The 13,694-nt window shown below is 75.2% G+C and carries 17 protein-coding genes and 1 tRNA gene; 6 read left to right on the top strand and 12 right to left on the bottom strand.

Features of this window, described 5'->3' with window-relative positions:
• Positions 1-3 precede the first annotated feature (3 nt).
• Genes JOF36_RS30955 through JOF36_RS30945 form a run of 3 tightly spaced genes read left to right on the top strand, consistent with a single transcriptional unit; the run spans position 4 to position 2,245 of the window.
• The gene (locus JOF36_RS30955; RefSeq protein ID WP_210033923.1) at positions 4-789 is read left to right on the top strand and encodes an MBL fold metallo-hydrolase; all 786 of its coding nucleotides are present in this window, start codon (positions 4-6) and stop codon (positions 787-789) included.
• Between the two features lie 17 nt (positions 790-806).
• On the top strand, positions 807-1,589 hold the full coding sequence (gene rph, locus JOF36_RS30950; RefSeq protein ID WP_210033922.1) for a ribonuclease PH: 783 nt from the start codon (positions 807-809) through the stop codon (positions 1,587-1,589).
• The gene (locus JOF36_RS30945; protein ID WP_210033920.1) at positions 1,586-2,245 is read left to right on the top strand and encodes a non-canonical purine NTP pyrophosphatase; all 660 of its coding nucleotides are present in this window, start codon (positions 1,586-1,588) and stop codon (positions 2,243-2,245) included. Before rph ends, JOF36_RS30945 begins: the two co-directional genes overlap by 4 nt.
• Before the next feature lie 6 nt (positions 2,246-2,251).
• Here JOF36_RS30945 and JOF36_RS30940 read toward each other — a convergent pair whose 3' ends face one another.
• Positions 2,252-2,656, bottom strand: a complete 405-nt coding sequence (locus JOF36_RS30940) for a carboxymuconolactone decarboxylase family protein (protein ID WP_210033914.1) — start codon at positions 2,654-2,656, stop codon at positions 2,252-2,254.
• 88 nt (positions 2,657-2,744) lie between these two features.
• Between JOF36_RS30940 and JOF36_RS30935 the strand changes: the two genes are divergently transcribed.
• Positions 2,745-3,410: a TVP38/TMEM64 family protein gene (locus tag JOF36_RS30935; protein ID WP_210033911.1), complete on the top strand. Its 666-nt coding sequence runs from the start codon at positions 2,745-2,747 to the stop codon at positions 3,408-3,410.
• A gap of 34 nt (positions 3,411-3,444) precedes the next feature.
• Here JOF36_RS30935 and JOF36_RS30930 read toward each other — a convergent pair.
• The 3 genes from JOF36_RS30930 to bcp form a co-directional block, all read right to left on the bottom strand.
• Positions 3,445-3,521: transfer RNA gene (locus JOF36_RS30930), tRNA-Leu, on the bottom strand.
• The gene (locus JOF36_RS30925) at positions 3,521-4,162 is read right to left on the bottom strand and encodes an HNH endonuclease (protein WP_210033909.1); all 642 of its coding nucleotides are present in this window, start codon (positions 4,160-4,162) and stop codon (positions 3,521-3,523) included. The genes JOF36_RS30930 and JOF36_RS30925 overlap by 1 nt, the downstream gene beginning before the upstream one ends.
• 33 nt (positions 4,163-4,195) lie before the next feature.
• Positions 4,196-4,663, bottom strand: a complete 468-nt coding sequence (gene bcp / locus JOF36_RS30920; protein ID WP_210033907.1) for a thioredoxin-dependent thiol peroxidase — start codon at positions 4,661-4,663, stop codon at positions 4,196-4,198.
• A gap of 269 nt (positions 4,664-4,932) precedes the next feature.
• On the opposite strand from bcp, the gene JOF36_RS30915 reads away from it, so the two are divergent.
• The gene (locus JOF36_RS30915; protein WP_210033905.1) at positions 4,933-5,154 is read left to right on the top strand and encodes a DUF3618 domain-containing protein; all 222 of its coding nucleotides are present in this window, start codon (positions 4,933-4,935) and stop codon (positions 5,152-5,154) included.
• Positions 5,155-5,229: 75 nt separating this feature from the next.
• Here JOF36_RS30915 and JOF36_RS30910 read toward each other — a convergent pair whose 3' ends face one another.
• From JOF36_RS30910 to JOF36_RS39545, 4 genes are all read right to left on the bottom strand, one after another.
• On the bottom strand, positions 5,230-6,453 hold the full coding sequence (locus tag JOF36_RS30910) for an NAD(P)/FAD-dependent oxidoreductase (protein WP_210033903.1): 1,224 nt from the start codon (positions 6,451-6,453) through the stop codon (positions 5,230-5,232).
• Between the two features lie 80 nt (positions 6,454-6,533).
• A complete protein-coding gene (locus tag JOF36_RS30905; RefSeq protein WP_210033901.1) occupies positions 6,534-7,310 on the bottom strand; it encodes a SigB/SigF/SigG family RNA polymerase sigma factor in 777 nt (258 codons plus the stop codon).
• Positions 7,307-7,744, bottom strand: coding sequence for an ATP-binding protein (locus JOF36_RS30900; protein ID WP_210033899.1), 438 nt, complete (start codon positions 7,742-7,744; stop codon positions 7,307-7,309). The genes JOF36_RS30905 and JOF36_RS30900 overlap by 4 nt, the downstream gene beginning before the upstream one ends.
• A 60-nt stretch (positions 7,745-7,804) precedes the next feature.
• Entirely contained in the window at positions 7,805-8,365 is a 561-nt protein-coding gene (locus tag JOF36_RS39545; RefSeq protein ID WP_210033898.1) for an STAS domain-containing protein, read from the bottom strand.
• Positions 8,366-8,753: 388 nt separating this feature from the next.
• Here JOF36_RS39545 and JOF36_RS30890 point away from each other — a divergent pair, with 388 nt between their 5' ends.
• The gene (locus JOF36_RS30890) at positions 8,754-9,332 is read left to right on the top strand and encodes a hypothetical protein (RefSeq protein ID WP_210033896.1); all 579 of its coding nucleotides are present in this window, start codon (positions 8,754-8,756) and stop codon (positions 9,330-9,332) included.
• A gap of 60 nt (positions 9,333-9,392) precedes the next feature.
• Here the strand turns inward: JOF36_RS30890 and JOF36_RS30885 are convergent, their stop codons facing one another.
• From JOF36_RS30885 to selA, 4 genes are all read right to left on the bottom strand, one after another.
• Positions 9,393-9,725 carry a WhiB family transcriptional regulator gene (locus JOF36_RS30885; RefSeq protein ID WP_210033894.1) on the bottom strand — a complete coding sequence of 111 codons (333 nt, stop codon included), beginning with the start codon at positions 9,723-9,725 and terminating at the stop codon, positions 9,393-9,395.
• Positions 9,726-9,985: 260 nt separating this feature from the next.
• Entirely contained in the window at positions 9,986-10,432 is a 447-nt protein-coding gene (locus JOF36_RS30880) for an anti-sigma factor antagonist (RefSeq protein ID WP_210033889.1), read from the bottom strand.
• A 100-nt stretch (positions 10,433-10,532) separates the two neighbouring features.
• Positions 10,533-12,347 (bottom strand): selenocysteine-specific translation elongation factor, encoded by a 1,815-nt coding sequence (gene selB / locus JOF36_RS30875; RefSeq protein ID WP_210033888.1) that lies wholly within the window; start codon positions 12,345-12,347, stop codon positions 10,533-10,535.
• Positions 12,348-12,351: 4 nt separating this feature from the next.
• Positions 12,352-13,686 (bottom strand): L-seryl-tRNA(Sec) selenium transferase, encoded by a 1,335-nt coding sequence (selA, locus tag JOF36_RS30870; protein ID WP_210033887.1) that lies wholly within the window; start codon positions 13,684-13,686, stop codon positions 12,352-12,354.
• Positions 13,687-13,694: the final 8 nt, after the last annotated feature.

The raw sequence follows: 13,694 nt of genomic DNA, 5'->3' as shown, positions 1-13,694 counted from the left end.
CGCATGCGGCTGATCGTGCTCGGATGCTCCGGCAGCGGCCCCGGACCGGAGTCCCCGGCGTCCGGCTACCTGATCGAGGCCGGCGCCACCCGGCTGGTCCTCGACCTCGGTAACGGCACCCTCGGCGCGCTGCAACGCCACACCGACCCGTGGTCGCTCGACGCCGTCGCCTTCAGCCACCTGCACCCCGACCACTGCTCGGACTTCGCGTCCCTGGTCGTGTACCGCCGCTACCACCCGCGGCCCCCGTACGACCCCACCGCGGCACCGCTGCCCGTGCACGCCCCCGCAGGTGCGCACGCCCGGTTCGCCCGCGCCTACGCGCCGTCGGAACAGGAGGTCGCGGCGACCGACCTCACCGACGTCTTCACCTTCGCTGATCTCGCCGCCGGGGCACCCTTCACCGTCGGCACCGGGCCGGACGCGGTGACGGTGACCGCGTACCCGGTCCGTCACCCGTGCCCGGCGTTCGCGCTGCGCGTGGAGCACGGCGGGTCCGTGCTGACCTACTCCGGTGACACCGCCGCCTGCGACGGTCTCGTCGAGGCCGCCCGCGACGCCGACCTGTTCCTCTGCGAGGCCAGCTGGCCGCACGACGACACCAACCCGGCCGGGGTGCACCTGTCCGGCCGGGAGGCGGGCGAGCACGCCGCCGCCGCGGGCGCCCGGCGGCTCGTGGTCACACACGTCCCCGCCTGGTACGACGGCGCCGATCTCGCCTCGGAGGCAGGGGACGCGTTCGACGGCCCCGTCGCACTGGCCTTCCCGGGCGCCGCGTTCGCGGTGTGACTTCCTACGATGTCCCGGTGACACGACCTGAAGGCAGAGCGGACGGACGGACCGACGACGAGCTCCGGCCGGTGACGATCACCCGGGGCTTCCAGAAGCACCCGGCGGGATCGGTGCTGGTGGAGTTCGGTGACACGAAGGTGCTGTGCGCGGCCAGCGTCACCGAGGGGGTCCCGCGCTGGCGGAAGGGTTCCGGCCTGGGCTGGGTCACCGCCGAGTACGCGATGCTGCCGTCCTCCACCGACACCCGGGCCTCCCGGGAGTCGGTCAAGGGCCGGATCGGCGGCCGCACCCACGAGATCTCCCGGCTGATCGGCCGGTCGCTGCGCGCCTGCATCGACCTGCGCGCGCTCGGCGAGAACACCATCGCGATCGACTGCGACGTGCTGCAGGCCGACGGCGGCACCCGGACCGCGGCGGTCACCGGCGCCTACGTGGCCCTGTGCGACGCCGTCACCTGGCTCGGTGAGCACGGCAAGCTGACCGACCCGAAGCCGATCTCCTGCCAGGTCGCCGCGGTGTCGGTCGGGGTCGTCGACGGCCGGGTGCGCCTCGACCTGCCCTACACCGAGGACTCCCGCGCCGAGGTCGACACCAACGTCGTCGCGACCGAGACCGGCACGCTGATCGAGGTCCAGGGCACCGGCGAGGGCGCCACCTTCGCCCGCAAGACCCTCGACGCGATGCTCGACTCCGCGCTCGCCGGGATCACCGAGCTCGCCCGGATGCAGATCGAGGCCCTGGCCGCCCCGCACCCGAAGCTGGAGGCGGAGAAGGCCGACGCGGAAGGGTCCGGATGACCTCGCGTCGTGTCCTGCTCGCCACCCGCAACGCGAAGAAGCTCGTCGAGCTGCGCCGCATCGTCGACGCGGCCGGGCTCGCCGGTGTCGAGATCGTCGGGCTGGCCGACGTGCCGGAGTTCCCGGAAGCCCCGGAGACGGGCGCGACGTTCGCCGAGAACGCGCTCGCCAAGGCCCGGGACGCGGCCGCCGCGACCGGCCTGCCGGCGATCGCCGACGACTCCGGGATCACCGTCGACGCGCTCAACGGGATGCCCGGGATCTTCTCCGCCCGCTGGGCCGGGCGCCACGGCGACGACGAGGCGAACCTGGAGCTGCTGCTCGGACAGACCGCCGACGTCCCGGACCCCCGGCGCGGCGCCGCCTTCGTGTGTGCGGCCGCCCTGGTGACACCGTCGGGTGCGGACGCACCCGGCACCCCGGACGCCGGCGGCGAGACCCCCGGCCGCACCGTGGTGCACGGCACGTGGCGGGGGACCCTGCTGCGCGCGCCGCGCGGGGAGAACGGGTTCGGCTACGACCCGATCTTCGCGCCGGAGGGGGAGTCCCGCTCGTCGGCGGAGCTGTCCGCCGCGGAGAAGGACGCCGCGTCACACCGCGGCCTGGCCCTGCGGGCCCTGGTCCCGCACCTGCAGGCGCTGCTCGCCGACGCCTGAGGAGGTCTACTCGGGGGCCGGCTCCGCCAGCACCCGCTGCGCGATCTTGAACGCCGAGTTCGCGGCCGGCACCCCGCAGTAGATCGCGGTCTGCAGCAGGATCTCCTTGATCTCGTCGTTCGTCAGGCCGTTGCGGCGGGCGGCGCGCAGGTGCATCTCCAGCTCGGCCCAGTGCCCGTGCGCGACCAGGGCGGTGAGGGTGACCGCCGAGCGCATCCGGCGCTCCAGGCCCGGCCGGGTCCAGATCTCGTTCCAGGCGTAGCGGGTGATCAGCTGCTGGAACTCGGCGGTGGTGTCGTCGGTCTTCTCCAGCGCCGCGGCCACGTAGTCGGCGCCGAGGACCTCCCGGCGTACCGCCAGACCGTCGGCGTCCAGCTCGGAGGGGTCGATCCCGTTCGTCGCGGCACTCATGGCCGAAGCCTCTCACCCGGAGCCCGCTCCGGGCCGCGGCACCGGGCGTGACGACGGTCGCGGCGGCGGCGTGAGTACCGTGATCCGCGTGCGGTGGTGGCGTCTGCTCCTGGTGTGTCTCGGGCTCGTGCTCGTGGCGAGCCTCGTGGTGCTGGGGGCACGGGCCTACGGCTTCTCCGTCGTCCCGCAGTTCGGTGAGCTGCGGGAGGTGGTGGAGTCAACCGGCGCGTGGGGGCCGGTGGCGTTCGTGCTGCTCCAGGTCCTGCTCAACGTCCCGCCGTTGCCCCGGACCGTGTTCACGGTGTCGGCCGGGGTGCTGTTCGGCGCCGTCGCCGGGACCGCGATCACCTTGGTCGCCACCGCGCTCGCGGCGGTGGTCGCCTTCGCACTCGTGCGGCTCACCGGGGGCCGCCTGATCGCCCGCTACGCCGAGCACCCGCGCGCGGTGTGGGTACGTCGGCGCCTCGACCACCACGGGACGCTCGCCGTCACCTCGCTGCGGCTGATCCCGATGGTGCCGTTCGCGGCGATGAACTACCTGTCCGGGCTGTCCCAGGTGCGCTTCCGGGCGTACCTGGTCGGGACGGTCATCGGATCCGCGCCGAGCACGATCGCGATCGTCGCGCTGGGCGACGCGGTCACCGGGCACGTGTCCCCGTCGCTGCTGGTCGTCTCGGCGACGTGCGCGGTGCTGGGGCTGGGCGGGGTGGTGCTGGCGGCGCGGAAGCCGCTGCCCGACGAGCCCGCGGCCTGAGCCGCGGGCCCGGGGTTGTCCGGGGCACCCGCTGTGGTGCCGGCGGCGGGATTCGAACCCGCACTTTCGGCCACCTAAAGACCGGGCCTCTGCCGATTGGGCTACGCCGACTACGCCTTTCGGACGCACCATGTCTCGGTCTGAGCATGGCAGTTCGGACACAGGATACGGAGGTTCTCCAGCCGGTTGTCGGTGTGGTCCCCGTTGACGTGATCCAGGTGCAGAGGGACCGGTCGGCCATGCCACTCCGAGATCCCGCAGACCTCGCAGCGAGCCTCTTTGAGTCCGGCGGCGATGAGCCGGCGACGCAGGTGGTCGGTGTTGGTGTAGGGGGAGTCCCTGACCAGGATCTCGGCGAGGGGCCGCAGGGTGCGGGTTCGGACCTGGCGACCGCGGGACCAGCCCTGCCCCAGGAAGTGCCCGCTGTCGAGGCCGAGGCGGCGGATGTGCCCGACGATCATCCGGTGCATCCCACCGCTCGGGGTGTAGCCGAGCCGGCGCAGGACCGCGGAAACCGACTCCGACGCCCGGACCGCTTCGGCGAGCTGCTCGTCGGTCCAGTGGTTGCGGCGCCGGCCCTCGACCGAGCCGGGTAGGTGGCTCGCGTCGATCCCCAGCCGCAGGATGTGTCCCCGCAGCCAGTCGTAGCGGCCCGGCTTGATCCCGAGACGGTGGCAGACCTCGCTCAACCGGCTCGACGCCGCCACCGCCTCGACGAGCTGCTCGTCGGTCCACCGACGGGGGCGCGGCATCACGCGCCGCCCGCCGGCCGGCCGGCGCGCATGTCAGATCTTCCAGTCCCTGCGCAGCTTCGCGACGTGCCCGGTGGCCTTCACGTTGTACTTCGCGTCGGCGATGGTCCCGTCCTCGGCGACCAGGAACGTCGAGCGGATGACACCGGTGACCGTCTTGCCGTACATCATCTTCTCGCCGAAGGCGCCCCACTCGGTGAGGACCGTCCGCTCCGGGTCGGAGAGCAGCGGGAAGGTCAGGCCCTCGGCGTCGCGGAACTTCGCGAGCTTCTCCGGCTTGTTCGGGGAGATGCCGAGGACGTCGATGCCCGCCTCGTTCAGCTCGGCCAGGTGGTCCCGGAAGTCGCATGCCTCCTTGGTGCAACCGGGCGTGCTCGCCGCGGGGTAGAAGTAGACGATCACCTTGCGGCCCTTGTGGGCGGCCAGCGAGACGGGCGTGCCGTCGGCGTCGTCGAGGGTGAAGTCGGGGGCGGTGTCGCCCGCCTGCAACCGGGTGCTCATGACGATCAGCCTGCCACCCGCTCGCGGCGCTGCCGCGCCGAGATCGCGGCCTGTGGACAACTCCGCGAATCGGGCGTCGGCTGTGGACGGGCGGGGCCGGGGGGAGCGCGCGGACCCGTCCGTGGCACGGCGCGCCGCGGGCCGGGACGCGCGGGGCACGGGCCCGGTGGCTACGGTGTGTGCCACGCCGCCCGCACGTCGCCGGCGGGCGCGAGCAGCAGGAGAGCCCCGGCGCGCGGAGCGCGCACCGGCCGAGCCGAGGAGACATGGTGGCCCGCGACCCCGAGAACATCCAGCGTGAGATCGAGAAGACCCGGGATGCGCTGGCCGAGAGCCTGGACGCCCTGGCGGACCGGGCGCACCCGAAGAACCTGATCGAGGGGGGCAAGGAGCAGGTCGCCGAGAAGCTCGCCGACCCGAAGATCAAGTACACGCTGATCGCGGTCGGCGCGCTGATCGGGCTGGTCGTGGTCCGCTCGATCTTCCGCTAGGACCCGGCCCCGGAGCACATGCGGACGCCCGGCCGGGCAGCAACCCCGGCCGGGCGTCGGCGTGTCCGGAACAGCTCAGGTGAGCGAGTCGCGGAACTCCAGGACCGCGTCGCGGGTGGCACGCTCCGCCAGCGGCTTGCGGTAGCGGGCGACCCGTCGCGCCGCACCGAAGCCGACGACGGCGACGAGCTCGTCCCCGCGCAGGTACCCGATCGTCGTGCCCTTGATCTCGCCACCGGTGTCCGCGCCGTCGGCGAACCCCTCGCCGTGCAGTGCCAGGAGGCCGTCGGCCAGATCCGGCCGCCCGATGAGCTGGATCTTCATCCCGAACTGGTCGGACCAGAAGTAGGGCACGCTCTCCGGCGGCGGGTCCGCACCGGCGATGTCCGCGGCGACGGCGGCCGCCTGGTCGGTCGCCGACGTCCAGTGCTCGTGCCGGATCCGGTCGCCGTAGCGCGGGTCGGTCCAGGCGGCGGCGTCGCCGACGGCCCACACGCCGTCCAGCCCCTCGACGCGGCCGTGCTCGTCGCACACGATCCCGCCGGACAGGTCGAGCCCGGTGGACGCCAGCCAGTCCAGCTCGAGGCACGCGCCGACGCCGACGACGGTCACGTCGGCCTCGACCGATGTGCCGTCGGACAGCGTCGCGCCGGATGCGGTCAACGAGGACACCGACACCCCGCACCGCAGGTCCGCGCCGCCGGCGGAGATCAGCCGCCCGGCCAGCGCGCCGACCTCGGGGCCCAGCACCCGCGCCATCGGCACGCCGTCGGCCTCCAGCACGGTCACCGCCAGCCCGCCCTTCACCGCGGTGCTCGCGACCTCCGCCCCGATGAACCCGGCACCCACCACGAGCAGCGACGACGCGTTCGCGAGCGCCTTGCGCAGCCCGGTCGCGTCGTCCACGGTGCGCAGCAGGTGCACCGACTCGGGCTGCTCGGCGAGCCTGCGGGCGGCGACACCGACGGCGAGCACGACCGCGTCGGCGTGCAGGGTGCTGCCGTCGTCCAGCTCGACCTCGTTCCCGTCCGCACCGGCCCGCAGGGAGACGGCGGACCGCCCGAAGTGGGTCCGGACACCGAGGGTCTCGAGGTGGTCGCCTGCGGCCAGGTCGATCCGGTCCCGGTCCCACTCGCCGGCCAGGTACTGCTTGGACAGCGGTGGCCGGTCGTAGGCGGGCGGTTCCTCGGTGCCGACGAGGCCGATCCGGCCCTCGTAGCCTGCCCGCCGCAGACCCTCGACCGTCCGCAGGCCACCCAACCCGGCCCCGACCACCAGCACGTGCTCCGGCTCGCTCATCGCACCCCTCGAGAGAAACGGCACTGTTCCAGAGGATGATCCTCCCCGGCCGGTGGACGCGGTACCGGGGGAGGTGGTCCTCACAACGTGCGGTCGTCCGGATCGAGCCGGTTGCGGAGCCGGCTCAGGGTCTGCGCCAGCAGGCGCGACACGTGCATCTGCGAGATCCCGACCTCGGAGGCGATCTGGGTCTGCGTCCGGTTGCCGAAGAAGCGCAGCATGACGATGGTGCGTTCGCGCGGCGCCAGATCGGCGAGCAGCGGTCGCAGGGACTCGCGGTAGTCGACCCGGTCCAGCTCGGCATCGGCGTCGCCGACGAGCTCGCCGACGGTGGCGCTGCCGTCCTCGGAGGAGAGCATCTCGTCCAGCGACGAGCTCCGGTAGGCCTCGGCGGCCTCCAGGCCTTCCAGGACCTCGCTGACCGGCACGTCGAGGTACTCGGCGATCTCGGACGGTTTCGGCGCCCGGCCGAGGGGCTGGGACAGCTCGGACACCGCGCCGTTGATCGACACGTGCATGTCCTTGAGTCGCCGGGGAACCCGCATCGACCAGCTCTGGTCGCGGAAGTGCCGCCGGACCTCACCCGAGATCGTGGGGACGGCGAAGGAGAAGAACTCGCCACCCTTCTCGGGGTCGAACCGGTCGATCGCGTTGATCAGCCCGACCGTCGCGACCTGGACCAGGTCGTCGAGCGGCTCGCCGCGGTGGTTGAACCGGCGCGCGATGTGCTGGGCGACCGGCAGGTAGCCGGTGACCAGCTCGTCGCGCAGCTCCTCCCGCCGGGTGTCGTCCGGGTCGAGCGCGGCGTACTCCTCGAGCAGCGGGGTGAGGTGGGCGTACTCGGAGTCCGCCGTCACAGCCCGGGTCCGGCGAGCTTGTGCAGCCGGATGGTGAGAGCGGAGCGTCCCCCGTCCGCCGCATCCGTCTCGACGGCGACCTGGTCGGCGAGGGTCTGCAGCACCCGCCAGCCGAAGCTGTCGGTGGGCAGCGTCGCGTCACTGCCGGTGTGCACCTGCGCCGCGACGTCGATGCGCTCGTCGTGCACGTCGAAGGTGCACCGCAGCGACGAGCCGGGCGCGGCCAGCCCGACCAGCGTCGCGCAGGCCTCGTCGACCGCCATCCGCAGGTCGGAGATGGCGTCGAGGTCGAAGTCGGCCCGGGCGGCGAGATCGGAGGCGACCGCGCGGACCGTCGGGATCAGTGCGGGCCGGGCCGCGGTACGGATCTCGACGCTGGCCGCGCCGGGTACGCCGTCGCCGGCGGGAGCGCTCGCTGGGTCCTCCTTGGCCACGCTGGCATGTCCTTTCGGGTCGGGGGCGGTCACGGCGCGAGTACGCCGATCACGGGCAAATCATGTCTCGCCTGCGCTCGATGTGCAGGCCGGGGCGGCTCCCGGGCCGGGGATCCCGGACCGGTCGGGCACGACGGTGAACAGCTGCGCGGAACCGGTGACCTCGAGCGGCCGGAGCACGGCCCGCCCGGTGGCGACGACGAACAGCCTGCGCTCGTCGCGTGCGGCATGGCGGGCGGCATCGATGAGGACCCCGAGCCCGCTGGACGCGAGGAACGTGACGCCCTCCAGGTCGACGGCGACCGCGCGGTCGCCGTGCCCGTCCAGCAGCTCGTCGAGGGCGACGGCGAGCCGCGGCGCGGTCAGGGCGTCCACCTCGCCACGGACGGTGAGCACCGTGAGACCGGCGTGCGGGTGCGAGAACGACACCCCGAGGTCGACGGGGGCGTCCTGGACCCGGGCGTCGTCGCCCCGGGACGGCTGGGCAGGCGCGGATCCGGCCAGCGGGATCACCTCCGGGTGGGGGCGCGACGACGGTCGCGGCGCGGATGTCGTGGTCTCGACGGGCGGCGGCCCGGCCCCGTCGGGGCACTCGGCGCCGGGGCCGTGGTGACCCTCCACGACGGTCCGTGGAGGAGCGGTGACGACGATACCGGCCGGTCCCGACAGCCGAGCGGTCGCCGCCGCACCGGCTCCCGCGACGTCCTGGCTGTGGTGATCGGTCTCGTCGAGGTGCCGTGACCGTCGTTCACATCCCGGTGTCGACCGTCGGGCGGGGATCCGGCGCCGTTCGACCGCCGGACCGCTCACGGCGACCGGCGGGCGTCGGAATCGGTGATCGCTGCGGCGCCCGCACAGTGCCGACGGGCGGATCGACCGGGTCGAGGTCCGCTCGCGGAGCGGCTGACCCCACTCGTCCGGACGGGTGGTGGTTCGGCGCGGGTGCCCGCCCCCGGGCCGGTCTAGTCTCCGGCGACGGCAGCAGGCAGGTGCGGGACTCGGAAGGCGCGTGATCGTCGTGGGGCAGGACGTGGCCCGGCCGCGCAGGCTGGTGGCCGTGGCGCTCACCGAGTCCGAGTCCGTGCGGGCCGGGGGTGCCCTGGCCGAGCTGTCCGGCGGGACGGGGGAGACCGACCTGCTCGTCGTGCGGACCGATCCGGTCGGGCCGCTGCGGCTGGTGGAGCCGGCGGACGCGGAGGACTACCCGGCCGACGAGGCGTCGGACCCGGACGACTCACCGATGACGATGCCGGTGACCCGGGTGCCGGCGATCCCGGTGCGACTGCACCGGCTCGGGCTGCGCTGGACCGTCCAGGACGCCGACGAGCCCGACCTGGTGGCCGCGCTGTCCGAACTGGTCGGGTTCGACCCGGACGACGGCACCTACTGCGTGGCCCCGGCGTCGATCGGTCCGGTGGTGGACCAGGAGATCGAGGTCGTCCGGCGCGCGGTGCGGCGGGTGGCCCGGGTGTACGGGCTGCCGGTGCTGCCGTACGGCCCGCCGGGCGGCGACGGGGGCGTACGGGTGCGTCACGCGACGGCGACGGCGGTGCGCTGCCCCGCGGGCGGGCAGGCTCCCGCGGTCTGAGCGGCTCCGCGCGGGCGGCCGGAGCGGGTCCGTGCCGCCGGCCGCGCAGCAGGGGCGGGCTCAGCCCGCGGCGGCGACGAGGTCCGGGGCCTGCGCGGCGACGGCGTGCCTACCGGCGTCACGGCGCTCGAGGATGGCGCGGCGCTCGGACTCGCCCAGCCCGCCCCAGACGCCGAAGGGTTCGCGGCTCGCCAGCGCGAACCGGCGGCACTCCTGGATCACCGGGCAGCCGCGGCAGACCTGCTTGGCCTGCTCCGTGCGGCGGGAGCGGGACGGGTTGCGCTCGCCGTCCGGATGGAAGAAGACGGCACTGTCCATGCCACGGCAGGCGCCGAGACGCTGCCACTGCCAGATGTCGTCCATCGGGCCGGGTAGCCGGGAAACATCGCTCACGTGCTCACCTCGTCGATCGGGGCCCGGGCGGACCGGTTGCTTGTTCTCCCGGTTCCCGGGCGGCCCCGAGGTCAAACCTGCGGGCCGCGCGGATCAGTGCGCGGCACCTGCGCGATGCGCGAGCGGTTGCCGCGTGCCGGGTCCCGGCCGGCGCGATCCGGGACCATCGCCCCTGTTCACGACCGAGGCGCCGGTGGCGGGCCGGGCGGGTCCGGGCGAGCCCTCCGCGTAGGTGTGAGCTGCGTCATACTCCGTTCGGGTCAGGAGTTCAGGGCGGTCTCGACGTCGTCGTGGACGTCGAACAGGTGGTGCAGCCCGGCGATGGCGAGCGGCCGGAGCACCCGCGGCTCGGTGCAGGCGACCCGCAGCTCGACCCCCGTCCGGTGCGCCTGCTCGCGGATCTCGATCAGCGCGGCGAGGCCGCTGGTGCCGAGGAACCGCACGCCGTCGAGCTCCAGCACGATCAGCGACGCCGTGGCGATGCGCGCGATCACGTCGCCGCGCAGCTCCGGTGCGGTGAGCATGTCCAGCTCGCCGCCGACGGCGACCACGACGACGCCCTCGGACGGGGTGGACGCCTCCAGCCGCAGCCCCTCACCGAGGTCGGCGGCCTCGGCGGATCCGGCCGTCGCCGGTGGCGGTGTGCGGGTGGCTCCGCCGGGCCGGCCGTCCGGGGCACCGGGGCCGGGAGGGCGGGACTCGTTCATCGGTCCGACGGTAGGCACCGGACCGGGGGCACGCCACTCGGAGCGATGTCCGGCCCGGCGACGCGGTGATCACGGGCTTGATCACGCGCCGCTCGCCGGATCAGCGCAGCCGGTGCGTCCCGTCGGGGGTGCGTGCGGTCCACCCGGTTCGGCCCAGCAGCTCCAGCAGCGGGACGGCCACCCGACGGCTGGTTCCGAGCGCCTGCCGGGCGGCGCTCAGGGTGAACTCCCCGTCGAGGCCGCGCAGCACCTGCAGAGCCCGGTCCGGTGCGTCCGGCAGCAGCACCACCTCCGGGGTCAGCCGGAGCAGCTCACCGGCCCGCTCCAGCGCCGCCAGCTCCCGGGAGCCGAGGCCGAGCTGCGCCAACCGGTCGGCGTCGGGCGCGGCGAACGGGTCCGCCTCGAGGTCCGCGCGCAGCCGTGCGGCGGCGGCGAGGACGTGCTCGGGCGGCCCGGCGTCGGCGGCGGTGCGGACCCGGCCGTCCCGCACGACGAGCCCGGAGCCGGTGTCCGGCGGTGCCCCATCGGCGAGCACGGCCTCCACCAGCGTGGCGTCGGGCAGGCCCGCGGCCCGCCGGGCGGCCGCGAGCGGCAGCCCCGGGTCGAGGGGGTCGGCGGCGTCGTGCGCCGCGACGGCCCGCTCCAGCGCGGTGACGGCGGCGACCGCGGCGTCCGGGTGCACCAGCCACCCCGTGGCCCCGGGCACGCGCCGTCGCAACGCGGCCACCTCGGAGGCGGGGACCCCCCAGCGGACCAGGTCCGCGGCGCGCGCGGTGCGGCGCCGGGCCAGCTCGGCCGCGGCATCCGGAACGCCGGTCGCGCCGGCCAGCGCCCGGGCCCGCAGCCGGGCGGCGCCGCGGCGGCGCAGCTGTGGCGGGGCCGGGTCCAGGACGGTCACCCCGGCCACCACCCGGTGCGCGCCAGGGTCGCGCAGCACGGCGCGGTCCCCGATCCGCACGGGCAGCGGATGCTCCGCGCGGAGCCGGACCAGGTCGTCGCCGAGCGGTCGCACCCGGACCGGGACGGCGGCCGACCCGGCGTGCAGCGTCAGGCCCACCGGGGAGTCGATCTCCGGGGCGGGGCCGCCGACGCCGTGCAACCGGACGTCGGCCTCGATCGTGACCGGCCAGGCACCGGGAGCGAGCAGGACGTCACCGCGCCCGACCCGGTCCCGCGGCACCCCGCGCAGGTTGAGCGCCACCCGGGCCACCGCCCCCGCTGCGTCGACCGGTTCGCCGAGCTCCTGCACCGTCCGCACGGTGACGGGGACCCGCCCGGCCGCGCCGTGCAGCTCCAGCTCGTCACCGGTGCGCACGGTCCCGCTGCCCAGCGTTCCGGTGACCACCGTGCCGGCACCGCGGACGGTGAACGCCCGGTCCACCCACAGCCGCACATCACCGTCCGGGTCGGCCGGCGGCAGCCCGGTGACCAGCTCGGCGAGCGCGCCGCGCAGCGTGTCGAGACCGGTGCCGGTCTGCGCGGACACGGCCACCGCCGGCCAGTCGCCCAGCCCGCGGGCGGCCAGCCCGGACCGGGCGTCGTCCAGGGCGAGCTCGGGGTCGAACAGGTCGGTCCGGCTGACGACGAGCAGCCCGCGGGTGATTCCGGCGGCGGCGAGGGCGTCGGCGTGCTCCCCCGACTGCGGCATCCAGCCCTCGTCGGCGGCGACGACGAACATCGCGGCCGGGACCGGGCCCGCTCCGGCGAGCATCGTGGTGACGAACCGTTCGTGCCCGGGGACGTCGACGAACGCCACCGGCCCGGCCCCCGGCAGCGTGGTCCAGGCGAACCCCAGGTCGATCGTCATCCCGCGGCGCCGCTCCTCGGCGTACCGGTCGGGCTCCATCCCGGTCAGCGCGCGGACCAGCGTCGACTTGCCGTGGTCGACGTGCCCGGCGGTGCAGAGCACGTACACCGGCTCAGCCTCCCCGTACCGCGCGCACCGCGCCGGCCAGGACCGCGTCGGCGGACGGCGGCACGGCGCGCAGGTCGAGCAGGCAGCGGTCGCCGGCGACCCGGCCGAGCACCGGGGGGTCCCCGGCGCGCAGGGCCTCGGCGTAGCGGGCGGGCAGCGCGACGGCGGCGCTGGGCAGCTCCACCCCGGGCGCCCCGCCACCGCCGACCCCCGCGACGGTGTCGACGGCCGTGGCCGCCACCCCGTCGGCGGCGAGCGTCGTGGCCAGTGCCTCGGCCCGGGTGCGCAGTGCGGCCGGGTCGGCGTCGAGGAACTCCCGGACCGGGGTGGGCGGCCCGGTGACCGAGGCCTCCAGCGCGGCGAGGGTCAGCTTGTCCACCCGCATCGCGCGGGCCAGCGGGAACCGCCGGACCTGCTCGACCAGCCGCGTGCCCCGCTCACCGCCGCCCAGCAGCAGACCGGCCTGCGGGCCACCGAGGAGCTTGTCGCCGGACGCGGTGACCAGGTCGGCCCCCGCGGCGAGGGCGCCTGCGGCGTCCGGCTCGCCGGGCAGCAGCGGGTGCGGGGTGAGCAGCCCGGAGCCGATGTCGGCGACGACGGGCGGGCCGAGCCCGGCCAGCTCGCCGACGTCCACCTCGGACACGAACCCGCTCACCACGAAGTTCGAGGGATGCACCGACAGCAGGAAGGCCGTCTCGGGGCCGATCGCGTCGGCGTAGTCGCGCAGGTGGGTGCGGTTGGTGGTGCCGACCGGGCGCAGCCGGGCGCCGGTGGACTCGATCAGCTCCGGGATCCGGAAGCCGTCGCCGATCTCGACGAGCTGGCCGCGGGAGATCACGATCTCCCGGCCGGTCCCGGCGAGCGCGGCACAGACCAGGGCGAGCGCGGCCGCACCGTTGTTCGCGATCCACGCGGCGCCGGCGCCCGGAACGGCGTCGCGCAGGGCCGTGACCGCACCGGCGCCGCGGGTGCCGCGCCGGCCGGTGCTCAGGTCCAGCTCGACGTCGCAGGTTCCGGCCGCGGCGCCGATCGCCGCGACGGCGGCGTCCGACAGCGGGGCCCGGCCGAGATTGGTGTGCAGCAGCACGCCGCTGGCGTTGAGTACCGGACGGATGCCGGAGGCCGTGGCCGGGAGCGCCGCGAGCGCGTCCGCGGCGACGTCCGACGGGTCGATCGCGCCGTCCCGGGCCCGTTGCTGGGCCGTGGTGACGGCACGCTTGACCCGGTCCCGGCCGAGACGCTCGGCGGCCGCCACCAGCTCCGGCTCGGCGAGCACGGCGTCGGTGCGCGGGACGCGGCGGCGCGGGTCCGCCGCGCGGTGCGGGCGCGCTGTGGTCATCGGCGCAC

Source organism: Pseudonocardia parietis (assembly GCF_017876315.1).
Taxonomy (GTDB): Bacteria; Actinomycetota; Actinomycetes; order Mycobacteriales; family Pseudonocardiaceae; genus Pseudonocardia; species Pseudonocardia parietis.
Note: the sequence above shows the minus strand (reverse complement) of the source record. Positions and strands in the feature narration are given on the sequence as shown.

Excerpts from the sequence above, each read along its gene's own strand:
- JOF36_RS30955 (WP_210033923.1), top strand. The coding sequence starts at position 4 with ATGCGGCTGATCGTGCTCGGATGCTCCGGCAGCGGCCCCGGACCGGAG.
- JOF36_RS30945 (WP_210033920.1), top strand. The coding sequence starts at position 1,586 with ATGACCTCGCGTCGTGTCCTGCTCGCCACCCGCAACGCGAAGAAGCTC.
- JOF36_RS30940 (WP_210033914.1), bottom strand. The coding sequence starts at position 2,656 with ATGAGTGCCGCGACGAACGGGATCGACCCCTCCGAGCTGGACGCCGAC.
- JOF36_RS30925 (WP_210033909.1), bottom strand. The coding sequence starts at position 4,162 with ATGCCGCGCCCCCGTCGGTGGACCGACGAGCAGCTCGTCGAGGCGGTG.
- bcp (WP_210033907.1), bottom strand. The coding sequence starts at position 4,663 with ATGAGCACCCGGTTGCAGGCGGGCGACACCGCCCCCGACTTCACCCTC.
- JOF36_RS30910 (WP_210033903.1), bottom strand. The coding sequence starts at position 6,453 with ATGAGCGAGCCGGAGCACGTGCTGGTGGTCGGGGCCGGGTTGGGTGGC.
- JOF36_RS30880 (WP_210033889.1), bottom strand. The coding sequence starts at position 10,432 with ATGAACGAGTCCCGCCCTCCCGGCCCCGGTGCCCCGGACGGCCGGCCC.
- selA (WP_210033887.1), bottom strand. The coding sequence starts at position 13,686 with ATGACCACAGCGCGCCCGCACCGCGCGGCGGACCCGCGCCGCCGCGTC.